Here is a 22,501-nt window from a genome sequence, read left to right as displayed (position 1 = left end):
GATGTCATGACCGAACGCTCCCTTGCCAACGCCGCGCTGCCCGCCGTAAGAGGCGGGTTGCTGGCGCTGTTGGCGGCAGCGCTGTTCGGTGTCAGCACGCCGTTGGTCCAGCACTTCGGTAGGGGCTTGGGCGCATTCACGACCGCTTGCTTGCTTTACGCCGGCGCGGCAGCGGTGGGTGCGATCTCGCGTCAACGCGCTCAGAAGGAAGCGCGCTTGCTCCGCAGCGATCTTCCGCGCTTGTTCCTGATGGCGGCATTCGGCGCCGTCATCGGCCCCGTCGCTTTGGCGTGGGGTCTGCAGCACACGAGCGGCACCAGCGCGTCGTTGATGCTGACGCTGGAGGCGCTTTTTACCGCCGTCCTGGCGCGACTGATGTACCGCGAGATGATGGGCAAGAGGGTCTGGGGCGCCATGCTCTTGCTTCTGGCCGGTGGTTTGGCGCTGGTGATCGACCAGGGCCTGAGCGGCGGCGTCCAACTCTGGGGCCTGTTGGCCGTGCTGCTGGCAACTGCTGCCTGGGGGACGGATAACACGCTGTCGCGTGGCCTCGCCGAACGCGATCCGAGCCAGGTGGTTCTGGGCAAGGCAGTCGTCGGCGCGGTCGCAACGGCCTTGTTAGCCTGGGCGTTTGGTGAGCGGCTCCCCGCATTGGATGCAGCTGTCATTTTGCTGGTCGTCGGAGCCACCGGCTACGGGCTGAGCCTGCGGTTTTATCTGTTGGCCCAACGCGCTTTCGGTGCCGCGCGCACGGGCTCGGTGTTCGCTTGCGCGCCCTTTATCGGTGCCGCTTTCGCCATCGCACTCGGCGACCGCAGTGGCTCCTGGATCATGCTTGCCGGCGGTGCGCTGATGCTCACTGGGGTCGCGCTGCACCTTGAAGAGTCGCATGGCCATGAACACCGGCACGGGACGTTGGACCACGAGCATGCGCACACACACGACGACGGGCATCACAATCACGTGCACGACGATTTTGAAAGAGGCTCGCACAGCCATCGGCACGTGCATACACCGCTCCTGCACAAGCACGCGCACGTGCCGGACGCGCACCATCGGCACGAGCACTGACGCTCCGTGGCTCATGCGATCTAAGTTCGACTCAAAAATCGCTTGACCTTGTCATAGTGTCAACGTTCATACTTCACAAAATGTCGTTTGTTCGAAAACTGCTGCTTTGGGCTGTGATGCTCGCGGTGCCCTTTCAAGGCTATGCGGCTGCGACCATGCAATTCTGCGCAGCAGGCGAAGTACCGGCGATGGCAGCAACAGTTTTCGAGCCAGTCGTACCGCACGAACACGTTAAACCGCAGTCACACGCGCACGACAGCCGACATGTGGATTCGGCGTCTGACGTCGAGAGCACGCCACATCATCACGATCAGGCTTCAGGGGACGCCTATACGGCCCATAAGTGCGGAACCTGCGGGGCATGCCACTCGGTTGCACTTGTTGGCACCACGCCCGTCGTGATTGCACCTGCCTTGCCACCTGCGGCAATGGCAGAACCGTTTTCTGCGGTGGCGTCGTTGACGCCCCGCGTCCTCGACAAACCTCCTCGCGTTTAACGCGTTCGTTTGTCCGTGACGTCGCGTCACGGGATCTGCGAACGCTCATGCATCGCCTGCGTCGTGCCCTTTCCGGCAGCACTGACGCACTCCGTTCATGAATCTGCGAGGACGCCATGTTCCATTCATCGTCAGCCCGTCGGCTGGCAGCATTCCGTTTTCTCGCCGCGGCTGCCATGGCAGCTTCGGCAACTTTCACCGCCGTTGGCGCTGTGGCTCAGCCGTCGCCTGCCGGCCCCAGTGCGCCGACAACCTCGACGCCGCCTGTCCTGACCTACAAGTCCGCGCTCGAGGGTTATCAGCCCTTTGATGACGGAAAGCCTATTCCATGGAAAGAGGCCAACGAGACGGTCTACCGCCGTGGCGGCTGGCAGGCCTATGCCAAAGAAGCGTCTGGCTCGGGCAACGCCGGGGCCGAATCGCCCAAGAGCGGCGCCGCGTTACCCGCTTCGCCGCCAAGCCATTCGATGGCCATGCCAGGCATGCCCGGCATGCCCGGCATGTCGGGTGCGCCCGCGAAGAAGGACAAGCCATGAAGCGCGCCTTGCGTTTGACGGCCATCGCCCTCGCGGCCGCTTTCCTGGCCGGCTGCGCCTCGGTCGGTATCGACGACGCCCTGAACGACACGAACGCCAACGCGCACCAGTTCACCGGCGGCAAGCTCGAACTCAGCCGGACCCAGGAGCAGCGTGACCGCCGCGCGGCGCTGTCTCAGGACTTGCTCGCCAAGCCGCTGTCGCAAAGCGACGCGGTGCAGCTCGCACTGGCCAACAGTCCGTCGGTCCAGGCCCTGATTGCCCAGAGCTGGGGCGACATCGCCGCGGCCAACCAGACCAGCCGGCTGCCCAACCCGATTTTCACGTTCGAGCGCATGCGCCTGAACAGCGAACTCGAGCTCGGACGGCTGTTGTCCTTCGGCCTGGTGGACCTCATCCTGCTGCCGCAGCGCCTGTCGATTTCGAAGGGTCAGGCCAACCAGGCCAAGGTGCAGTTGACCGGGGCCGTTGTCGACCAGGTCACGCAGGTCAAGCAGGCCTGGGTCCGCGCGGTTGCTGCCCAGCAGTCGCTGCAGTACGCCGAGCAGGTCAACAAGTCGGCCCAGGCCAGCGCCGAACTCGCGCGCCGGATGCAGCGCATTGGGAACTTCAGCAAGCTCCAGCGTGCACGCCAACAGGTGTTTTACGCAGACGCGACCACCCAACTCGCCCTGGCGCAGCAGGCCACCACTGCGGCCCGCGAGGAACTGGTTCGCATCCTGGGTCTGGACGACGAACAAGCCGCCAAGTTGGCCTTGCCCGAACGTCTCCCCGATCTGCCCAAGACACCTCGCGAGGCGAAGGAAGTCGCGGCCACCGCCACCGAGCAACGCCTCGATGTCCAGCTTGCCCGTGCCCAGCTGGACGTGGCGGGACGATCGCAAGGCCTCAACCTGCTGTCGACTTTCGTCGACGTGGAAGTGGGTGGTCGCCGCGACACGGTCTTCGACAACGCGCAAGGCACCAAGAGCACACGGCGCGGCTTCGAGCTCGACATCCGACTGCCGCTCTTCGACTGGGGTTCGGCTCAACGCGACGCATTGAACGCGCAGTCGCTGGCTGCGGCCAACCGCTACGACGCCACCGTGCGCGGCGCCTCTTCGCAATTGCGCGAGGGGTACTCTGCCTACCGCACGGCTTACGACATCGCGCGGCACTACCGAGACGAAATCGTGCCCTTGCGTCAGGCGATGGCGGATGAAAACGTGCTTCGCTACAACGGCATGCTGATCGGCGTCTTCGAGCTGCTTGCCGAAGCACGCGACCAGATCTCCAGCGTGACCAACGCGATCAACGCCCAGCAGCAGTTCTGGCTGGCCGATGCCGCGCTCGCGGCTTCGGTGATGGGCAAGCCGACCTCCATGGGCGCCTCGATGGCCAGTGCGGGTGGCAGAGGCGCATCCGCTAGTGGCGCTGCTCATTGAGCGCACTGCTTCGCTCTCTAACCGAATTGAACGACATGACAAACAGACGCAATTTCTTGAGCGGTGCAGGTGCCATCACGGGCGCCTTTGCAGCGGCAGGCGTGAGCAAGGTGGCGATGGCCGCTCTGCCCGAGCCCGTGTTCCAAACCACACCCGACACCATGGCACCGCTGATGCCAACGAGCGGACGCCCTTACAACCCCGTGGTCACGCTCAACGGCTGGACCCTGCCCTGGCGCATGAACAACGGCGTCAAGGAGTTCCACCTGGTGGCCGAGCCCGTGGTGCGCGAGATGGCCCCCGGATTCAAGGCCAACCTTTGGGGGTACAACGGCCAGTCGCCTGGACCAACCATCGAAGTGGTGGAAGGCGACCGGGTGCGAATCTTCGTTACAAACAAGCTGCCCGAGCACACCAGCGTGCACTGGCATGGGCAGCGCTTGCCCAACGGCATGGACGGTGTCGCGGGGTTGACCCAACCGCCGATCCGCCCGGGCAAGACCTTCGTCTACGAATTCGTGGCGCGCCGCCCCGGCACCTTCATGTACCACCCGCATGCGGACGAAATGACGCAGATGGCGATGGGAATGATGGGCTTCTGGGTCACGCACCCCAAGGCCGAGCATCCGCTGATCGAGAAGGTCGACCGCGACTTCGTGTTCCTGCTCAATGCCTACGACGTCGAGCCGGGAAGCGCGACGCCCAAGATCATGACGATGCTGGACTTCAACCTGTGGTCCTGGAACAGCCGGATCTTCCCGGGTATTGATTCGCTCAACGTCCGGCTCAACGACAAGGTGCGCATCCGCGTCGGCAATCTGACGATGACCAACCACCCGATGCACCTGCATGGCCATGAGTTCGAAGTCACCGGCACCGATGGCGGCCCGACACCGAAGAGTGCGCGCTGGCCCGAGGTGACGACGGACGTGGCCGTCGGCCAGATGCGCCAGTTCGAGTTCCTCGCCAACGAAGAAGGCGACTGGGCCTTTCACTGCCACAAGAGCCATCACACGATGAACGCGATGGGCCACGAGGTGCCCACGATGATCGGACTGGACCACAAGGACGTGGCCAAACAGATCTCGAACCTAATCCCCGACTACATGGTCATGGGCGAGCGCGGCATGGCCGACATGGCAGAGATGGAAATGCCGATTCCTGACAACACCGCGCGAATGATGACAGGCGAAGGCCCGTTCGGCTCGGTCGAGATGGGCGGCATGTTCAGCGTGGTCAAGGTGCGCAAAAACCAAAAGACTGGCGACTACGCCAACCCCGGCTGGTTCAAACATCCCAAGGGCACCGTCGCCTACGAACTGGATGGGCCACCGCCGGAGACCCCGCGCCAGCGCGACGCTGGCGCGGCCGCGATGCCGGCTCAGAACATGCCGGCCAAGAACATCGAAGTCCAGATCCGGAAGCCCGCTGGCGGCCATTCTGGCCACTGACTTTTTTCACTTCCCTCAGACCTTCCAACCGCTCAAAGGAAAACCATGAAACACATCTTCCGCGACACCGCTTTCGCAGCAACGCTCGCTCTGGCCGCGGCCGGCGCTTCAGCTTCGGGTAACCACACCGGAGGTCACAGTCACGATGCTGACGACGCGATTGGCAAGCCCGGGGTGGCTACCAAGTCGACACGCACGATCAACGTCAACATGGCCGACAACATGCGCTTCACACCGGCCGACATCAGCGTCAAGCAAGGCGAGACCGTGCGCTTTGTCATCAAGAATTCCGGCCAGATCAAGCACGAGCTCGTGCTCGGCACGGAGAAGGAGCTCAGGGAGCATTCCGAGGTAATGAAGAAGAACCCCGAGATGGAACACGCCGACGCGAACATGATCACATTGGCACCCGGCAAGAGCGGCGAAATCGTCTGGCAGTTCACCAAGGCCGGAGAGGTGGACTTCGCGTGCCTGCAGCCGGGTCATTACGACGCTGGCATGAAGGGCACCGTGAACGTCTCACATACGCCGGGCAAGACTGTCAGCAAGTAAGCACAACGTCCGGGTCTGTTGTCCTGCTGCTGCGGACCCTTTCATCCCAACAATCAATTGATGCTCAAGGAACTCAAAATGCAAAAACTTCGTCTCGCACTCGTCACATCCGCAGCGGCGATGCTTTTCTCCGGGCTGGCTGCTGCGCAGTCGGCCCCACCCTCGCAGACCCCGGTGCAAGGAACAGCCGCTGCCGTCGCGACGCCCGAAATGTCCGATGGCGAGATCCGCAAGATCGACAAGGATGGCAAGAAGCTGACCATCAAGCACGGCCCACTCAAGAACCTCGACATGCCGGGTATGACGATGGTTTTCAGCGTCAAGGACGAAGCCGTGCTGGACCAGGTGCAGTCCGGCGAGAAGGTCCGCTTCCTCGCAGAAAAGGTCGACGGAAAAATTACCGTCACCAAGATTGAGGCGGCCCGCTGAAATCTCGCTCGCTGCCAAAGCTTGCAAAGCCGCGTCGCTGCATACCTTGCAACGGCGCACCGAAATCCAATCGACCCACCAAGGACAACGTTATGAACAATCCCTACCGCAAACTCACCTCGTCGCTCTGTTTCTCTGCGGCGCTCGTGCTGACTTCAGTCGGTGTTGCGCAGGCCCAGCCAGCACCTGCTGCAGCGCCCATGTCGAAGGACCACATGCAGCACGCAGGTGCTGGGTCGGTCGACATGAAGCAATCCATGATGTCCGGCATGGACGGGATGCAGAAGATGCAGATGTCGGGCGACACCGACAAGGACTTCGCCACGATGATGAAGATGCACCATCAGCAGGCTGTGGAGATGGCGCAGATGGAACTGGCACACGGCAAGTCGCCTGAAATGAAGGTCATGTCCAGGAAGATCATCGCCGCGCAGAAAAAGGAAATCGCCGAGTTCGACCGCTGGCTTGCGAAGCAAAAGTAATCCTGCTGCCGGCGTAGCGGCCAAGTACGGGGTGGCGATTTTGCGCATCTCGATCCATTGAGGAGAGAAGAGATGAACGATCCAGAACTTGAGCACTCCGGCGCGGTGACCGCCGTCGACACACCCCACGGATCGGGCGAACCTGCAAGCAAAGCCACCACGTCTTTGCAAGCGCCGGCGACCGTCGGGGGAGACACGATCTACACCTGCCCCATGCATCCGGAGATCCGTCAGAACCATCCGGGCAACTGCCCCAAGTGCGGCATGACGCTGGAGCCCGAAACCCCGACCCTGGACGAGGGCGAGAACCCGGAGCTGGTCGACTTCACCCGTCGATTCATCTGGACGCTCCCGCTGACCATCGTCGTGACCGTGCTGGCCATGGCGGGCCACCGCCTGCAGTGGTTCGAGATGGCGACGCAGAGCTGGATCGAATTCGCGCTCAGCGTGCCGATCGTGCTGTGGGCCGGTTGGCCGTTCTTCGTGCGAGCGGTGCAGTCCGTGGTCAATCGCAGCCCCAACATGTGGACACTCATCGGACTCGGCACTTCGGCGGCATTCATCTACAGCGTCGTGGCCACCGTGGCGCCGGGCGTGTTTCCATCGGCCTTCGTGTCGATGGGCCGCGTTGCGGTCTACTTCGAAGCGGCTGCCGTCATCATCTCGCTGACCCTGCTCGGCCAAATACTCGAACTCAAGGCGCGCTCGCAGACCTCGGCGGCCATCAAGTCCCTGCTCGGCCTCGCGCCCAAGACCGCGCGCCGCATCGATGCCGCGGGGGCTGAAGAAGACATCCCGCTGGCTCACGTCCACGTCGGCGACACGCTGCGCGTGCGGCCCGGCGAGAAGGTGCCGGTCGACGGCGTCGTGATCGAAGGGTCGAGCGCGGTGGACGAATCGATGCTGACAGGAGAACCGCTGCCGGTGACCAAGCGGCCCGGCGACAAGCTGATCGGCGCAACGCTCAACACCAACGGCGCGATCGTGATGCGCTCCGAGCGCGTCGGGTCGCAGACCGTGCTGGCCAGCATCGTGCAGATGGTGTTGCAGGCACAACGCTCCAGGGCGCCGATGCAGCGCATGGCGGATCAGGTCGCGCGCTATTTCGTCGTCACGGTCATCAGCATCGCGCTGCTGACCTTCGTCGTATGGGGCCTGGTCGGACCCGAGCCGAGCTGGGTCTACGGCCTGATCAACGCGGTCGCCGTTCTCATCATCGCCTGCCCCTGCGCGCTGGGGCTTGCCACGCCGATGTCCATCATGGTGGCGACCGGCAAGGCCGCGACGCAGGGCGTGTTGTTCCGCGATGCCGCGGCGATAGAGAACTTCCGCAAGGTCGACACGCTGATCGTCGACAAGACCGGCACGCTGACCGAAGGCAAGCCGACGTTCGAGCGAGCGGTCGCGGCACCCGGCTTCACCGAAGAAGACGTGTTGCGACTCGCTGCGAGTCTCGACCAGGGCAGCGAACACCCGCTGGCCGACGCCATCGTGCGTGCGGCGAAGGCGCAAAAGCTGGACCTGGAGAAGGCAGACAGCTTCGAATCGGCGAGCGGCATCGGCGTGAGCGGCAGCGTCGGCGGGAAGAAGCTGGCACTCGGCAACACGGCGTTGATGACGCAGTTGGGCGTGGCAGTCGATGGTTTGTCAGCGCAGGCCGAATCGTTGCGCGTCGAAGGCGCCAGCGTGATGTTCCTCGCGGTGGACGGCAAGGCCGCAGGCTTGCTGGCCGTGTCCGACCCGATCAAGGCCACGACCGTCGAAGCACTGGCGGCACTCAAGGCGTCGGGCCTGCGCGTGATCATGGCGACCGGCGACGGATTGACCACCGCCAAAGCGGTTGCGGCCCGGCTGGGCATCGACGAAGTCCATGGTGAGGTCAAACCCGCCGACAAGCTGGCGCTGGTCGACAGACTGCAGCGCGAAGGCCGCATCGTCGCGATGGCCGGCGACGGCATCAACGACGCGCCGGCACTGGCCAAGGCCGACGTCGGCGTTGCCATGGGAACCGGGACCGATGTGGCGATGAACAGTGCGCAAGTGACGCTGGTGAAGGGCGACTTGCGTGGCATCGCGCAAGCGCGCGTCATCTCCGACGAAACCATTGCCAACATGAAGCAGAACCTGGGATTCGCGTTCGTCTACAACGCGCTCGGCGTGCCGCTGGCAGCGGGTGTTCTGTTTCCGTTCACTGGATGGCTGTTGTCCCCGATGATCGCGGCGCTGGCGATGAGCCTGAGTTCGGCCTCGGTCATCTTCAATGCACTGCGGCTGAGGCGGGCGGCGCCTGCTCCAGCAAGGGCGTCCTGACGCTACACTGCGCCGGACATGCGTCGCCTCCGCCCACTTCATCGCTTCGCCATCGCGTTCTTCGTGATGGTCTCGGTGGTGTTTTCGCAAATGGCGCTTGCAAGCTATGTCTGCCCGGGCATGGACAACGCCGAAGCGATGGCACAGGCAATGGCCGATGGCGCGCCGTGTGAAGGCATGGACACTGCGCAACCGGTGCTTTGCCATCAACATGCCGCCGACGCCTCCCAGTCTTTCGAAAAGGCGAAGGCAGCCACGCCGTCTCTTCCTGCCGTGGTGCAGGTGCTGGTGGTTCCGCCGCTTCTGCTCGCTGACGTCCAGGGTCTGCCCTTGCAGAGCGCGCTCGAGCCGCGGGCTCCTCCCGATCCCGTCTTTCTCGCGACACGCAGACTCCGCGTCTGACATCTCCGCCGACTTGACCGGTGCTGGTGCGACTCGTTCGCTCGCCAGCGACTTTCTCGTTCGTCTGCGGAGTTTCCATGCCCCTTCCTTTTCTGCGTGTGGCCTTGCTGCTTGCCGCATCGCTGCCTTTCATGGCGGCAGCGGCGCCCCTGTCACTCGATACGGCCTTGCAGTTGGCCGTGGAACGCTCGGAGGCTGCGCGTGCGGCAAGTGCCGGCGTCCTCAGTGCCACCGAAGCGGCGCGAACGGCGAGCCAACTGCCCGACCCGGTGCTTCGGGTCGGCGTCGACAACCTCCCCTTCACAGGCCCGGACCGCTTCAGCACCACACGCGATTACATGACGATGAAGCGAATCGGAATCAGCCAGGAATGGCTTTCGGCCGACAAGCGTGCCGTGCGTGAGGCTGCAGCCAATGCGGCTACCGCGCGCGAGACGACGATGGCAGGCGTCTCGATCGCCGCGACACGGCTCCAGACGGCGCTGGCTTATGCGGATGCTTTCTATGCAGGCCAGATGCTGACCCTCACCACGCTGATGGAACATCACGCCCAGGAGGAACTCGAGGCGTCGCGTTCGCGGCTGTCGTCTGCCGCCGGCAGCAGCCAGGAAGTGCTTTCGCTGACCGGCGCGAGGGGCAGCTCCGAAGACGAATCCGCCGATGCGAGGCAACAGCAGAACGCCGCAAGGCTCGCACTGCAGCGCTGGGTCGGCGTGATGCCGGAGGCGCTGGCGCCGATACCCGCCGAGCCGCCATTCAGCGAAGAAGCCTACGTGGCCCGACATCCGTCGGTCGTCGCGATGCAGCGTGAAATGGAGGTTGCGACGCAAGCGGCTGCGCTGGCCGGCACCAACCGCAAACCGAACTGGACATGGGAAGTCGCCTACGGCCAGCGTACGGGGTACTCGGACATGGTGTCGTTCGGCGTGAGCATCCCGCTCCAGGTATCTCCCGGCGAACGCCAGGACCGGGAGACAGCGTCCAAGCTCGCGTTGGTGGACAAAGCGGAAGCCGAACTGGCCGAGGCCAGGCGCGCTGCAACGGCCGAATACCTGACCCTGCGCAGTGACGCCGGGCGCCTGCAGCAACGCATCGAGCGCTACCGCGTGAGCGTCGTGATTCCGGCCGGGCAACGAACGGCGGCTGCGACCGCGGCCTATCGCTCCAACCAGGCCCCGCTCGCAACGCTCTTCGAGGCACGCCATGCGGCAGTCGAAGTGCAGCGCAAGCTGCTCGCGCTGCAGCGCGAGCTCGCGCGGTCGCAGCTTCAGTTGACCTTCCGTCCGCTGACCGCCGAGGTGGCACCATGAAAAAATCAAGCCTCATCACGCTGTCGATCCTCGGTGCCTTGGTGCTCGTAGCCGTCGCCGCGGTCGCCTTCTACGCCGGCCGCAGCACGGGTCGGGGTCACGAAGACGCCATGCCTTCCACGATGGCGCCCACCGGATCAGAAGGACGCAAGGTTCTTTACTGGCACGACCCGATGGTGCCCGGCCCCCGCTTCGACAAGCCCGGCAAGTCGCCGTTCATGGACATGCAGCTCGTGCCGATGTACGGAGACAGCGACGCAGGCGCAGCAGGCGGCGGCGGAGTCGACATCAGCCCGTCGGTGCAACAGAACCTCGGCATCCGGCTCGCGAAAGTACGAAGCGCTGATGTCTCCTCGTCGTTCGACGCGATCGGCGCAGTGCAGTTCGACGAGCGCCTGAGTGCGTCGGTCCAGAGCCGTGTCGCCGGCTTCGTCGAGCGATTGTGGGTGCGTGCGCCGATGGAGCGCGTGCGCAAGGGCCAGCCTCTGGCAACGCTCTTTGCGCCTGAATGGCTGGGGCCGCAAAACGAGTTGCTCGCGCTCCAGCGCACCGGCGTTTCACCGGACCTCATCGCAGCGGCCCGGGAGCGGATGCAGGCAATGTCCATTCCCGCGGACCTGATCCGCCAGAGCGAGAAAGCCGGAACCGCGCAAGCCCGCTACGTGCTGACCGCGCCCGCCACGGGCGTCGTGGCCGAACTCGGCGTGCGCGAGGGCGTGGCCGTCACGCCGGGCATGACGCTCTTCAGGATCGCCGGTCTGGAAAAGGTTTGGGCCGTGGCAGAGATCCCGGAAACGCAGGCGGTGCGTCTGAAGCCGGGCCAGAAAGTGAAAGCCGTGCTGCAGGCCGATGCATCGCAGTCGTTCGAAGGCGAGCTGAAAGAGATCCTGCCCGAGGTCAGCACCGCCACACGCACCCTGAAGGCCCGCTTTGAAGTCGACAACGCCAAGGGCCTGTTGACACCCGGCATGCTGCTGCGTCTGCAGGTCGCAGGCGGCAGCAGCACGCGAATTGTCGTGGCGTCTGAGGCTGTCATTCGCACAGGCAAGCGCGCCGTCGTCATCGTGCGCAAGGACACGGGTGCGTTCGAGCCGAGGGACGTGTCGCTGGGCATGGATCTGGGCGACGACATCGAGGTGCTTCAAGGACTGTCGGACGGCGAGCAGGTCGTTGCCAGCGGCCAATTCCTGATCGATTCGGAAGCGCGCTTGCGCTCGGTGCTGGGCAGCATGGCGTCACCGGCTTCAGCCACTGCGGCTGCGCCAACTGCCAGTGCTTCGACGTCTTCGGCAGCTTCACCGGCGACGGTTGCCGCAACCCATCGCGGGGAAGGCAAGGTCGAGAGCGTGGACTCTGACGGCATCACCATTTCGCACGGACCGGTTGCCACGCTCAAGTGGCCGGCGATGACGATGGGCTTTGCCAAGCCGACGCCGACCGCCTTTCCGGACATCCAACCCGGCGACCGGATTCGCTTCGAGTTCAAGGAGGGCGGGCCGACGGGCTACGAGCTTCAGTCGGTAGAGCGGCTGCAGCCGGCAGCCAAACCATGATCGCAGCGCTGATTCGCTGGTCGGTCGGCAACCGCTTCCTGGTGTTGATCGCAACGCTCTTTTTGGTCGCGGCGGGTCTGTGGTCGGTCGTGCACACGCCGCTCGATGCACTGCCCGATTTGTCGGACACCCAGGTGATCATCCGCACCCCGTACCCGGGCAAGGCGCCTCAGGTCGTCGAAGACCTCGTCACTTACCCGCTGACCACGACCATGCTCAGCGTGCCCGGCGCAAAGACGGTGCGCGGCTACTCGTTCTTCGGGGACTCGTTTGTCTATGTCCTGTTCGACGACAAGACCGATCCGTATTGGGCACGCTCGCGCGTCGTCGAATACCTCAACCAGGTGCAAAGCAAATTGCCTGCAGGCGCGAATGCTTCGCTGGGGCCGGATGCCACGGGCGTGGGCTGGGTCTACGAATACGCGCTGGTCGACCGCACCGGCCAGCGAGACCTCGGCCAGCTTCGCGCGCTGAACGACTGGTTTCTCAAGTTCGAGCTGAAAACGGTACCGGACGTGGCCGAGGTCGCCAGCATCGGCGGCATGGTTCGGCAGTACCAGGTGGTGCTCGATCCCGACCGCATGCGCGCGCTCGGCATCACGCAGGCCACCGTGGTCGACGCCTTGCGCAATGCCAACCAGGCCAGCGGCGGCTCAGTGGTCGAGTTGGCCGAGGCCGAGTACATGGTGCGCTCGCGCGGCTTCCTGCAGTCGCTGGAAGATTTCAGGACCATTCCGCTTGCGCTGACGGGCGCCACACCGGTGCTGTTGCGCGACGTCGCGACGGTCCAGATCGGGCCGGAAATGCGCCGCGGCATCGCGGAACTCGATGGCGAAGGCGAAGTGGCCGGGGGCGTGGTGATCATGCGCTCCGGCAAGAACGCGCGCACCACCATCCAGGCCGTCAAGGACAAGCTCGCCGCATTGAAGTCGAGCCTGCCGGCGGGCGTCGAGATCGTGCCGACCTACGACCGCTCGCTGCTGATCGATCGTGCGGTCGACAACCTGCGCTTCAAGCTGATGGAGGAATTCATCGTGGTCGGGTTGGTCTGCGCGATCTTTTTGTTCCATCTGCGCTCGGCGCTGGTGGCGGTGGTCGCGCTGCCAGTTGGGGTGCTGGCCGCCTTCATCGTCATGCACTGGCAAGGCGTCAACGCCAACATCATGTCGCTCGGTGGCATTGCGATCGCCATCGGCGCCATGGTGGACGGCGCCATCGTGATGGTGGAGAACGTGCACAAGCACCTGGAGGCTTTCGAGACGCAGCGGGGCAGGCAGCCGACTGTTGCGGAGCGATGGCAGTTGGTCACCGCTGCCTCGGTCGAGGTCGGTCCCGCACTGTTCTTCTCGCTGCTGGTGATCACGCTGTCTTTCGTGCCGGTGTTCTCGCTCGAGGCGCAGGAGGGCCGGTTGTTCGCACCGCTTGCATTTACCAAAACCTACGCGATGGCAGCGGCTGCGGGCCTGTCTGTCACGCTGATCCCGGTGCTGATGGGCTACCTGATCCGCGGCCGCATTCCGCACGAGGCGGCCAACCCGGTCAATCGTTTTTTGATGGCGGTTTACCGGCCCGCGCTCGAGCTGGTGCTGCGGTTTCCGAAGGCGACGCTGGTCCTTGCCGCCCTGCTGCTCGCATTGACCGTCTTGCCAGTGATGCGGTTGGGTGGAGAGTTCATGCCGCCGCTGGACGAGGGCGACCTGCTCTACATGCCCTCCGCGCTTCCTGGACTGTCGGTTTCCAAGGCGGGCGAGTTGCTGCAGCAGACCGATCGCCTCATCAAAACGGTGCCCGAAGTGGCGCGCGTCTTCGGCAAGGCCGGTCGTGCCGACACCGCCACCGATCCTGCCCCTCTGGAGATGTTCGAAACCACCATTCAGTTCAAGCCGAAGGACCAGTGGCGCGCCGGCATGACGCCCGACAAGCTGGTCGAAGAGCTGGACCGAGCTGTGAAGGTGCCGGGCCTGTCGAATGTCTGGGTGCCCCCCATCCGCAACCGGATCGACATGCTGGCCACCGGCATCAAGAGCCCAGTGGGAGTCAAGGTCGCCGGGGCGGATCTCGCCACCATCGACTCACTGACGACGCAGATCGAGGCGGCCGTCAAAGGCGTACCCGGCGTGTCGTCGGCGCTGGCGGAGCGACTGACCGGCGGCCGCTACATCGACGTCGACGTGGACCGCGCGGCTGCGGCGCGCTACGGAATGTCGGTGGCGGATGTGCAGGCAGTGGTGTCCACGGCGATCGGCGGCGACAACGTCGGCGAGGTCATCCAGGGTCGCGAGCGCTACCCGATCAATGTGCGCTACCCGCGGGAGATTCGCGACTCGCTGGAGGGACTGCGCGATCTGCCCTTCGTCACGGCAAGGGGTGCCACGGTCTTTCTGCGCGATGTGGCGAAGATCAGCATCGCCGACGGGCCGCCCATGCTGCGCAGCGAGAACGCGAGGCTGTCGGGCTGGGTGTATGTCGATGTTCGCGGCCGTGACCTTCGCTCTGCTGTCACCGACATGCAGGCGGCAGTCGCCAAGTCGGTCAAAACGCCCGCGGGTTATGCGGTGTCATGGTCCGGCCAGTTCGAATACCTCGAACGCGCGACCGAGCGATTGAAGCTGGTCGTGCCGGTCACGCTGGCCGTCATCTTCGTTTTGCTCTATCTGCTCTTCAAGTCGTTCAGCGATGCGGCGCTGGTCATGGCGGCCGTGCCGTTCTCGCTCATCGGCGGCTTCTGGTTGGTGTGGGCACTGGGCCACTCGATCTCGGTAGCGACGGCGGTGGGGTTCATCGCCCTCGCAGGCGTCGCCGCAGAGTTCGGCGTCGTGATGCTCGTCTATCTGAAGAACGCCTTGCAGCGTCGCCTCGACGCAGGCGAACCTATGAACGACGAAACCCTCCTGGCCGCGATCCGTGAGGGCGCCGTACTGCGGGTGAGACCCAAGGCAATGACGGTGGCGGTCGTCATGGCGGGCCTGCTGCCGATCCTGTGGGGCACCGGCACCGGCTCCGAAGTCATGAGGCGCATAGCCGCGCCGATGGTCGGCGGCATGGTGACCGCGCCGTTGCTCAGCATGCTGGTCGTGCCGGCTGCCTGGTATCTGTTGCATCGACGAGTGCGCGTCAACACGGCGCCTCGCCCAACTCAACTGGCATCAGAAAGTCACTGAGCAGTCCTCTCCTTCCACCCCTTCCGGATACCGGAGTCATGCAATGAAAACCTATTTGCTTTTGGCCATCGCGCTGCTCGTCACTTCTTCAGCAGCCAACGCACAGAAACCGGTGGAAGGCGTGTCGACGCCAGCTGGGTCGACGAAACTCCCGACGAAGCCGGTGGGTCTGTTGACCGATGCGGTCATCCATCGCATCGACACGGCCAACGGGGAGATTGTTCTTAAACACGGGGACATTCCGAACCTCGGCATGCCGGCGATGACCATGGCGTTTGAGGCGGACGCAGCGACGCTCAAACGAGTGAAAGCAGAGGAGAAGGTGCGCTTTCAAAGGTAACCTGGACCCAAAACAAAAAGACCCCGCGGGGTTAGGCACGGGGTCAGTTACCGAACTGTCTGCGCCGGTTGAATCTAGACCCCCAGGGGGTCGTTTTCGGACGGCGACAACACCCTTGTGCTTCACCTCTCATTTGGTCCCGTCGCCTGGAATCGAACCAGGATCTCAGCCTTCGGAGGGCCGAATTCTATCCGTTGAAATACGACGAGTGAGCCGCTGATTATCGCCTATCGGGCGAGCGATTCGAGAGCGATCGGATCGGCCGACGGATCGATCCGCGCACCGGTGCGATCGAAGCCCAGCCCCGACAGGTACACGTTGAAGGTGCGTCGGCCGACGCTCATCAGCGCAAAGGCTTCGGGGTCGAGCAACCAGTTGTGAATCAAGCCGCTGATGAGCGCATGCAAGCCCTGGGCTGCTGTGCTTGCCGGCAACGTCAGTTTGATTTGGGCGCGACGCGCGGCAAGCCGCAAGGCCTTCTCGAAATCGGCCACGCAACTGTTACGAGCCTCGAGATGGCGCAATCGCACCGAAGCCATTTCGCCGACGTACTCGACTTTTTGCGTTGCCACTTCGAAGACGCGACGCGCCTGCGGATCGGTCGTTACCAGCCGCAAAGCCACGATCATTCCGGCCTCGATGACGGCCAGCGGATCGACCGAAGGCTCCGCAGAAAAGCGCGTGGCGTTTTCCATCGGAAGTTTCACGCGCTCCATCATGGCGTTGAACAGATCGGCCTTGTCCTTGAAATGCCAGTACACGGCACCGCGCGTGGCACCCGCCTGCTCGGCGATCTGCTGCAACGAGGTCTTGGATACCCCTTGTGACTGGAAGAGTATTTCGGCCGCATCGATCAGTCGATGCCGCGTCGCGAGGGCCTCTTCCTTGGTACGGCGTGCCAAAACTGTCTCCTGGAGTGTGTAGATTCGGGGCTGAAACCGGTTCCCGACTATACATCCACGAATGTATGTAAACTCCGTGGCTGCCGATCAGTTGCAGCGGCGGCATGGTTTTTGCGCGCGCCCTGCAGCCGAATCCCCATTCGGCCTCCTCTTGTTTGTCTGCCGTCCTCTGAAGGAATCGCATGCCCGTCTTGCATGTTTCTCACCGCCCATCGTCCACATGGCGCGTTGTTGCCACTGCCGCCGCCGTTGCGGCCCTTCTGTCGCTCGCTGCCTGCGGCAAGGGCGATGCCCCCGCGGCTGGCGCTGCGCCCGGTGCCGGTGGTAACAAGCCGCCGCCTGAAGTGGGTGTGGTGATCGCGACGCCCGGCAATGTCGGCCTCGTGACCGAGCTGCCGGGTCGGCTCGAAGCCTCGCGCATCGCCCAGGTACGGGCCCGCGCGGCCGGCATCCTGCAGGAGCGACTGTTCAAGGAAGGCAGCGACGTCAAGGCGGGCCAGCCCTTGTTCCGTATCGATGCCGCGCCCTACACGGCTGCAGCGCAAAGCGCCCAGGCCAGCCTGGCACGCGCTGAAGCCAACGCGGTGCAGGCCAAGGCACTGGCAGACCGCTACAAGCCGCTGGTCGAAGCCAATGCCGTCAGCAAGCAGGAATATGCCAACGCGGTTGCAGCGCAAAAAACGGCCGAGGCCGATGTGGCCGTCGGCCGCGCCACGGTCGCGACCGCGAAGATCAACCTCGGCTATGCCGCGGTGACCGCGCCGATCTCGGGCCGCATCGGCCGCTCGCTCGTCACCGAAGGCGCGTTGGTCGGCCAGGGCGATGCCACGCAGCTCGCGGTCATCCAGCAGATCAACCCGATGTATGTCAACTTCACGCAGTCGGCCACCGATGTGCTGAAGCTGCGCCGTGCCATGCAGGACGGTCAGTTCAAACATGCCGCCGGCACGGACGCGGCCAGCGTGCGCGTCGTGCTCGAAGACGGCACCGAATACGCGTTGCCCGGCAAGCTGCTGTTCACCGATCTCACGGTCGACTCGACCAGCGGACAGGTGACGTTGCGCGCCGAGGTTCCCAACCCGAAGGGCGATCTGCTGCCGGGCCTGTACGTGCGCGTGCGCATCGAACAAGCCCAGATGAGCAACGCGATCGCCATTCCCCAGCAGGCCGTGACGCGCACGCAGACGGGCGACACCGTGTCGATCGTCGATGCCGCAGGCAAGATCACCAAACGTCCCGTGAAGATCAGTGCCGCGCAAGACAACCAGTGGATCGTGCTCGATGGCCTCAAGGCCGGTGAGCAGGTGATGGTCGACGGTTTCCAGAAGCTGCAGATGTTGCCGCCCGGCACGCCCGTGAAGGCGGTGCCTTGGACGGCGCCAACGGCTGCAGCGGGCGGCAGTGCACCGGCTGCCACGCCTGCTGCGCCGGCTTCTGCGGCTTCCGCCGCGAAGTCGTAAGGAGCGAGCCCGCATGGCCAAGTTTTTTATCGAACGCCCGATCTTCGCGTGGGTGATCGCGCTGTTCGTCATCGTGATGGGCTGCGTGGCGATCACGCAGCTTCCGATCTCGCAATATCCGCCGGTCGCGCCTCCCGCGATCGTCGTGACCACCGCCTATCCGGGTGCATCGGCGCAGACGCTGGAAGACAGCGTGTTGTCGGTGATCGAACGCGAAATGAACGGTTCGCCCGGCTTGATTTACATGGAATCGGTGGCACAAGCCGACGGCACCGGCACCATCACGATCACCTTCGAGACCGGCACCAACGCCGACCTTGCACAAGTCGACGTGCAGAACCGTTTGTCGCGTGCCACGCCGCGTCTGCCTGCATCAGTGACGCAGCAAGGCGTGCGAGTCGACAAGTCGCGCAACAACTTCCTGCTGTTCACCATCCTGTCGTCTGACGATCCCAAGGTCGATCCGATCGCGCTGGGCGACTACGCCTCACGCAACGTGCTGCCTGAACTGCAGCGTGTCCCCGGCATCGGCCAAGCCCAGTTGTTCGGCACCGAGCGCGCCATGCGCGTGTGGATCGACCCGGCCAAGCTGCAGGGCTATTCGCTCTCGGCGGCCGACGTCAACGCGGCCATTCGCGCACAGAACGCGCAAGTGTCTTCGGGCTCGATCGGCGACCTGCCGAACATCGCGGGCCAGAGCATTGCAGCGACGGTGCTGGTCACCGGCCAGCTCAGCACCGTCGAGCAGTTCGGCAACATCGTGCTGCGCGCCAACACCGACGGCTCGGCCGTTCGCCTGAAAGACGTCGCCCGCATCGAGCTCGGCGGCCAGGCTTACTCGACCTCGGCACGACTGAACGGCCAGCCTGCGGTCGGTATCGGCGTCCAGCTGGCACCCAGCGGCAACGCGCTGCAATCCGCCAAGGCGATCCGCGTCAAGATGGCCGACTTGGCCAAGTACTTTCCGCCGGGCGTGAAGTGGAGCATCCCGTACGACAGCTCGCGCTTCGTCAGCATTTCGATCACGGAAGTGGTGAAGACGCTGCTCGAAGCAATCGCGCTGGTGTTCGTGGTGATGTTCCTGTTCCTGCAGAACTGGCGCTACACGATCATTCCGACGATCGTCGTGCCGATCGCGCTGCTCGGCACCTTTGCCACGCTGCTGGGTCTGGGCTACTCGATCAACGTGCTCACTATGTTCGGCATGGTGCTGGTGATCGGTATCGTGGTGGACGATGCCATCGTGGTGGTGGAGAACGTCGAACGCATCATGACCGAGGAGGGGCTGCCGCCGCTTGAAGCGACGCGCAAGGCCATGGGGCAGATCTCGGGCGCCATCATCGGCGTGACCGTGGTGCTGATCTCGGTCTTCGTGCCGCTGGCATTTTTTGCCGGCTCGACCGGCAACATCTATCGCCAGTTCGCTGCGGTGATGGTCGCGTCGATCGGCTTCTCCGCCTTCATGGCGTTGTCGCTGACGCCGGCGCTCTGCGCCACGCTGCTCAAGCCCGTCGACGAAGGGCATCATGAAAAGCGCGGCTTCTTCGGCTGGTTCAACCGCAGCTTCAACCGCACGGCAAAGGGCTACGAGAGCGTGGTCGCGCGCATGCTGAAACGCGCTGCGCGCTACCTCGTCATCTACGTGGCAATCGTCGCTGCGGTGATCGTGGTGTTCCGCGATTTGCCGACTTCGTTCTTGCCGCAGGAAGACCAGGGCAACATCATCGTGAACGTGCAGTTGCCGCCTGGCGCGACGCAAGATCGCACGCTGGACGTCATGAAGCAGGTCGAGGGCTATATCCTGAAGCAGCCTGAAGTGCAGAGCATGGTCGGCGTGCTGGGCTTCAGCTTCTCGGGCCAGGGCCAAAACGCCGGCCTCGCCTTCGTCACGCTGAAAGACTGGGACCAGCGCAAGGAAGCCGGCCAGTCGGCGGATGCGCTCGCCGGTCGCGCCTTCGGTGCGCTGTCGAAGATTCGCGACGCATTCATCTACCCGTTGAGCCCGCCGCCCATTCCCGAGTTGGGCAATGCCAGCGGCTTCACCTTCCGGCTGCAAGACCGCAGTGGCGCAGGTCACGAAGCGCTCATCAACGCGCGCAACCAGATGCTCGGCATGGCGTCGCAGAACAAGCTGCTGTCGCAGGTACGGCCCGACGGCCTCGAAGACGCGCCGCAGTTGCAGATCGACATCGACCGCGACAAGGCGAGCGCGCTGGGCGTGAGCTTCGACGCGATCAACACGACCTTGTCGACCGCGCTCGGTTCAAGCTACATCAACGACTTCCCGAACCGGGGTCGCCTGCAGCGCGTGGTGGTGCAAGCCGACGCGCCGGCACGGATGCAGCCGCAAGACCTGCTCAAGCTCAACGCGAGCAACGCTCAGGGCAATCCGGTACCGCTGTCGACCTTCGCGACGACGCGCTGGGTCAACGGTGCGCAGCAAACGGTGCGCTACAACGGCTATCCGGCGGTGCGCATTTCGGGCTCGGCTGCCCCGGGCAGCAGTTCGGGTGCGGCGATGGAAGAGATGGAAAAGATGGCCGCGAAATTGCCGCCAGGCTTCGGCTACGAATGGACCGGCCAGTCGCGTGAAGAAAAACTCGCCGGTTCGCAAGCCATCGTCCTGTACGGCTTCGCGATCCTGGCGGTGTTCCTGTGCCTGGCCGCGCTGTACGAGAGCTGGTCGATTCCGCTGGCGGTGATTCTGGTGGTGCCGTGCGGCGTGCTGGGCGTGCTGCTGGCCACCATGTTCCGCTCGTACTCGAACGACGTGTACTTCCAGGTCGGCTTGATCACCATCATCGGCCTATCGGCCAAGAACGCGATTCTGATCATCGAGTTCGCCAAGGATCTGCAGGCCCAGGGCAAGGGCGTCGTCGAGTCAGCACTGGCTGCAGCGCACCTGCGGTTCCGGCCGATCATCATGACCTCGCTGGCCTTCGGCCTCGGCGTGCTGCCGCTGTTTCTGGCGACCGGCGCGGGCTCGGCGAGCCAGCGCGCCATCGGCACCGGCGTGCTCGGCGGCATGATCACCGGCACCGGCTTGGCGGTGTTCTTCGTACCCCTCTTCTTCGTGCTCGTGCGCGGCTTCTTCAAGGGCAGCAAGCGACAGCACGAACTCCAGGCGCGCACGGCGACGCCCGTCGGCGGAGCAGAAACCCATGAATAAAAAATTGCTTCTGACAGGCATCGCGACGGCGGCGGTGCTGCTGGCGGGCTGCTCGCTGGCACCCAAGTACGAACGCCCGGCAGCGCCGGTGGCAACCGTTTTCCCCGGCGATCCGGCGCAACCCTCAGGGTTATCGGCCGCCTCAGTGCCGTGGCAGGAGTTCTTCACCGATCCGCGGCTGACGAAGCTCATCGATCTGGCGCTGGCCAACAACCGTGATCTGCGCGTGTCGGCGTTGAACATCGAGCAGGCCCGTGCGCAGTTCCGCATCCAGCGCGCGGCGTTGTTCCCTGCGGTGGGCGTGGCTGCCAGCGGCTCGCGATCGCGGCCCAATCCATTTGGCGCGATCAGTGCGAGCGCCCCGAGCGTCTCGTCCAGCTATGCGGTCAATCTCGGCATCACCGCCTGGGAGATCGACTTCTTCGGCCGCATCACCAGCCTGAAAGATGCGGCGCTGGCGCAATACCTCGCCACCGAAGAATCGCGCAAGGCCGCGCAGATCAGCCTGATCGGCGCGGTTGCGCAGGGCTGGCTCACGCTGCTCGCGGATGACGAACTGCTGGAGCTGACCCGCCAAACGCTGGGCACGCGCAACGAATCGGTGCGGCTGACCAAGCTGCGCTTCGACAACGGCGTGTCGTCTGAAATCGACTTCCAGCTGGCCAACTCGCTGGCAGAAACCGCCAAGGCTTCTTACGCACAGCAGCAGCGCATGCGCATGCAGGACGAGAACGCGCTGGTGCTGTTGCTCGGCGCGCCCATGCCACCCGAAGCGATGACCGGTGCCGACGCCAACAAGCTCGACAGCGTGAAGTCGATTCCGGATGTGCCGGCAGGCCTGCCATCCGACCTCCTTGCGGAGCGGCCCGACATCCGCGCGGCCGAGCAACAACTGCTCGCAGCCAACGCCAACATCGGTGCGGCACGCGCGGCGTTCTTTCCGCGGATCTCTCTGACCACGTCGATCGGCACGGTCAGCAGCCAGTTCTCGGGGTTGTTCGACAGCGGCTCGAAGGCATGGTCGTTCGCACCGCAGCTCTCGTTGCCGATCTTCAATGCCGGCGCCAACATCGCGGGCCTCGATTCGGCCAAGGCCGGCCGTGACATCGCCGTGGCGCAGTACGAGAAGAGCATCCAGTCGGCCTTTCGCGACGTGGCGGATGCACTTGCCGGACGCGCTACGCTCACCGAGCAATTGCGGGCACAGCGCGCGCAAGCCGACGCCGAAGGGATCCGCTTCAAGCTGTCGGACCTGCGCTACCGCAACGGCATTGCCAGCGCGCTCGACCTGCTCGATGCGCAGCGCTCGCAATTCGCGGCGCAGCAGGCGACGGTGCAGGCACATTTGCTCCAGTTGCAAAACCAGGTGGTGCTCTACAAAGCGCTCGGCGGGGGCTGGAAGGAATAAGGGCTCCTTATAATCGCCGGTTGATTTGAAAAGCCCCCCGACGA

General features: G+C 64.3%; 17 protein-coding genes and 1 tRNA gene. 16 read left to right on the top strand and 2 right to left on the bottom strand.

Going from position 1 to position 22,501, the window contains the following annotated elements; translation table 11 throughout:
* The first annotated feature begins 6 nt into the window (after nucleotides 1–6).
* From RCH10_RS10865 to RCH10_RS10805, 13 genes are all read left to right on the top strand, one after another.
* A complete protein-coding gene (locus RCH10_RS10865) occupies nucleotides 7–1,071 on the top strand; it encodes an EamA family transporter (protein ID WP_409052357.1) in 1,065 nt (354 codons plus the stop codon).
* Nucleotides 1,072–1,684: 613 nt separating this feature from the next.
* On the top strand, nucleotides 1,685–2,104 hold the full coding sequence (locus RCH10_RS10860) for a hypothetical protein (RefSeq protein WP_409052356.1): 420 nt from the start codon (nucleotides 1,685–1,687) through the stop codon (nucleotides 2,102–2,104).
* Complete coding sequence (locus tag RCH10_RS10855; protein ID WP_409052355.1) at nucleotides 2,101–3,528, top strand: TolC family protein; 1,428 nt, start codon at nucleotides 2,101–2,103, stop codon at nucleotides 3,526–3,528. The genes RCH10_RS10860 and RCH10_RS10855 overlap by 4 nt, the downstream gene beginning before the upstream one ends.
* 35 nt (nucleotides 3,529–3,563) lie before the next feature.
* Entirely contained in the window at nucleotides 3,564–4,979 is a 1,416-nt protein-coding gene (locus RCH10_RS10850; RefSeq protein ID WP_409052354.1) for a multicopper oxidase domain-containing protein, read from the top strand.
* A 45-nt stretch (nucleotides 4,980–5,024) separates the two neighbouring features.
* Entirely contained in the window at nucleotides 5,025–5,531 is a 507-nt protein-coding gene (locus RCH10_RS10845) for a plastocyanin/azurin family copper-binding protein (RefSeq protein ID WP_409052353.1), read from the top strand.
* Nucleotides 5,532–5,609: 78 nt separating this feature from the next.
* Complete coding sequence (locus RCH10_RS10840; RefSeq protein WP_409052352.1) at nucleotides 5,610–5,960, top strand: copper-binding protein; 351 nt, start codon at nucleotides 5,610–5,612, stop codon at nucleotides 5,958–5,960.
* A 92-nt stretch (nucleotides 5,961–6,052) separates the two neighbouring features.
* On the top strand, nucleotides 6,053–6,442 hold the full coding sequence (locus RCH10_RS10835; protein ID WP_409052351.1) for a DUF305 domain-containing protein: 390 nt from the start codon (nucleotides 6,053–6,055) through the stop codon (nucleotides 6,440–6,442).
* A gap of 72 nt (nucleotides 6,443–6,514) precedes the next feature.
* Nucleotides 6,515–8,752, top strand: a complete 2,238-nt coding sequence (locus tag RCH10_RS10830; protein ID WP_409052350.1) for a copper-transporting P-type ATPase — start codon at nucleotides 6,515–6,517, stop codon at nucleotides 8,750–8,752.
* A gap of 18 nt (nucleotides 8,753–8,770) precedes the next feature.
* Nucleotides 8,771–9,154 carry a hypothetical protein gene (locus RCH10_RS10825; RefSeq protein ID WP_409052349.1) on the top strand — a complete coding sequence of 128 codons (384 nt, stop codon included), beginning with the start codon at nucleotides 8,771–8,773 and terminating at the stop codon, nucleotides 9,152–9,154.
* A gap of 77 nt (nucleotides 9,155–9,231) precedes the next feature.
* Nucleotides 9,232–10,464 (top strand): TolC family protein, encoded by a 1,233-nt coding sequence (locus tag RCH10_RS10820; protein WP_409052348.1) that lies wholly within the window; start codon nucleotides 9,232–9,234, stop codon nucleotides 10,462–10,464.
* Complete coding sequence (locus RCH10_RS10815; protein ID WP_409052347.1) at nucleotides 10,461–12,017, top strand: efflux RND transporter periplasmic adaptor subunit; 1,557 nt, start codon at nucleotides 10,461–10,463, stop codon at nucleotides 12,015–12,017. The genes RCH10_RS10820 and RCH10_RS10815 overlap by 4 nt, the downstream gene beginning before the upstream one ends.
* Complete coding sequence (locus RCH10_RS10810; RefSeq protein WP_409052346.1) at nucleotides 12,014–15,178, top strand: efflux RND transporter permease subunit; 3,165 nt, start codon at nucleotides 12,014–12,016, stop codon at nucleotides 15,176–15,178. The genes RCH10_RS10815 and RCH10_RS10810 overlap by 4 nt, the downstream gene beginning before the upstream one ends.
* Nucleotides 15,179–15,221: 43 nt before the next feature.
* A complete protein-coding gene (locus tag RCH10_RS10805) occupies nucleotides 15,222–15,518 on the top strand; it encodes a copper-binding protein (RefSeq protein ID WP_409052345.1) in 297 nt (98 codons plus the stop codon).
* Nucleotides 15,519–15,652: 134 nt separating this feature from the next.
* Here RCH10_RS10805 and RCH10_RS10800 read toward each other — a convergent pair.
* Nucleotides 15,653–15,727, bottom strand: a tRNA-Arg gene (locus RCH10_RS10800).
* Between the two features lie 18 nt (nucleotides 15,728–15,745).
* Nucleotides 15,746–16,420, bottom strand: coding sequence for a TetR family transcriptional regulator (locus tag RCH10_RS10795; protein ID WP_409052344.1), 675 nt, complete (start codon nucleotides 16,418–16,420; stop codon nucleotides 15,746–15,748).
* A gap of 182 nt (nucleotides 16,421–16,602) precedes the next feature.
* Here RCH10_RS10795 and RCH10_RS10790 point away from each other — a divergent pair, with 182 nt between their 5' ends.
* The 3 genes from RCH10_RS10790 to RCH10_RS10780 are packed head-to-tail and all read left to right on the top strand — an operon-like array spanning nucleotide 16,603 to nucleotide 22,457.
* Nucleotides 16,603–17,880, top strand: coding sequence for an efflux RND transporter periplasmic adaptor subunit (locus RCH10_RS10790; protein ID WP_323499362.1), 1,278 nt, complete (start codon nucleotides 16,603–16,605; stop codon nucleotides 17,878–17,880).
* Between the two features lie 13 nt (nucleotides 17,881–17,893).
* On the top strand, nucleotides 17,894–21,049 hold the full coding sequence (locus RCH10_RS10785; protein WP_409052343.1) for an efflux RND transporter permease subunit: 3,156 nt from the start codon (nucleotides 17,894–17,896) through the stop codon (nucleotides 21,047–21,049).
* Nucleotides 21,042–22,457, top strand: a complete 1,416-nt coding sequence (locus tag RCH10_RS10780; RefSeq protein WP_409052342.1) for an efflux transporter outer membrane subunit — start codon at nucleotides 21,042–21,044, stop codon at nucleotides 22,455–22,457. The genes RCH10_RS10785 and RCH10_RS10780 overlap by 8 nt, the downstream gene beginning before the upstream one ends.
* Nucleotides 22,458–22,501: the final 44 nt, after the last annotated feature.

Source organism: Variovorax sp. GrIS 2.14, from assembly GCF_046115955.1.
Taxonomy (GTDB): domain Bacteria; phylum Pseudomonadota; class Gammaproteobacteria; order Burkholderiales; family Burkholderiaceae_C; genus Variovorax.
This window is presented reverse-complemented; position numbering and strand designations above follow the sequence as displayed.

What these genes read in the sequence shown, in the direction of transcription:
- RCH10_RS10865 (WP_409052357.1), top strand. Translation starts at nt 7, where the DNA reads ATGACCGAACGCTCCCTTGCCAACGCCGCGCTGCCCGCCGTAAGAGGC.
- RCH10_RS10860 (WP_409052356.1), top strand. Translation starts at nt 1,685, where the DNA reads ATGTTCCATTCATCGTCAGCCCGTCGGCTGGCAGCATTCCGTTTTCTC.
- RCH10_RS10855 (WP_409052355.1), top strand. Translation starts at nt 2,101, where the DNA reads ATGAAGCGCGCCTTGCGTTTGACGGCCATCGCCCTCGCGGCCGCTTTC.
- RCH10_RS10850 (WP_409052354.1), top strand. Translation starts at nt 3,564, where the DNA reads ATGACAAACAGACGCAATTTCTTGAGCGGTGCAGGTGCCATCACGGGC.
- RCH10_RS10845 (WP_409052353.1), top strand. Translation starts at nt 5,025, where the DNA reads ATGAAACACATCTTCCGCGACACCGCTTTCGCAGCAACGCTCGCTCTG.
- RCH10_RS10840 (WP_409052352.1), top strand. Translation starts at nt 5,610, where the DNA reads ATGCAAAAACTTCGTCTCGCACTCGTCACATCCGCAGCGGCGATGCTT.
- RCH10_RS10835 (WP_409052351.1), top strand. Translation starts at nt 6,053, where the DNA reads ATGAACAATCCCTACCGCAAACTCACCTCGTCGCTCTGTTTCTCTGCG.
- RCH10_RS10830 (WP_409052350.1), top strand. Translation starts at nt 6,515, where the DNA reads ATGAACGATCCAGAACTTGAGCACTCCGGCGCGGTGACCGCCGTCGAC.
- RCH10_RS10825 (WP_409052349.1), top strand. Translation starts at nt 8,771, where the DNA reads ATGCGTCGCCTCCGCCCACTTCATCGCTTCGCCATCGCGTTCTTCGTG.
- RCH10_RS10820 (WP_409052348.1), top strand. Translation starts at nt 9,232, where the DNA reads ATGCCCCTTCCTTTTCTGCGTGTGGCCTTGCTGCTTGCCGCATCGCTG.
- RCH10_RS10815 (WP_409052347.1), top strand. Translation starts at nt 10,461, where the DNA reads ATGAAAAAATCAAGCCTCATCACGCTGTCGATCCTCGGTGCCTTGGTG.
- RCH10_RS10810 (WP_409052346.1), top strand. Translation starts at nt 12,014, where the DNA reads ATGATCGCAGCGCTGATTCGCTGGTCGGTCGGCAACCGCTTCCTGGTG.
- RCH10_RS10805 (WP_409052345.1), top strand. Translation starts at nt 15,222, where the DNA reads ATGAAAACCTATTTGCTTTTGGCCATCGCGCTGCTCGTCACTTCTTCA.
- RCH10_RS10790 (WP_323499362.1), top strand. Translation starts at nt 16,603, where the DNA reads ATGCCCGTCTTGCATGTTTCTCACCGCCCATCGTCCACATGGCGCGTT.
- RCH10_RS10785 (WP_409052343.1), top strand. Translation starts at nt 17,894, where the DNA reads ATGGCCAAGTTTTTTATCGAACGCCCGATCTTCGCGTGGGTGATCGCG.
- RCH10_RS10780 (WP_409052342.1), top strand. Translation starts at nt 21,042, where the DNA reads ATGAATAAAAAATTGCTTCTGACAGGCATCGCGACGGCGGCGGTGCTG.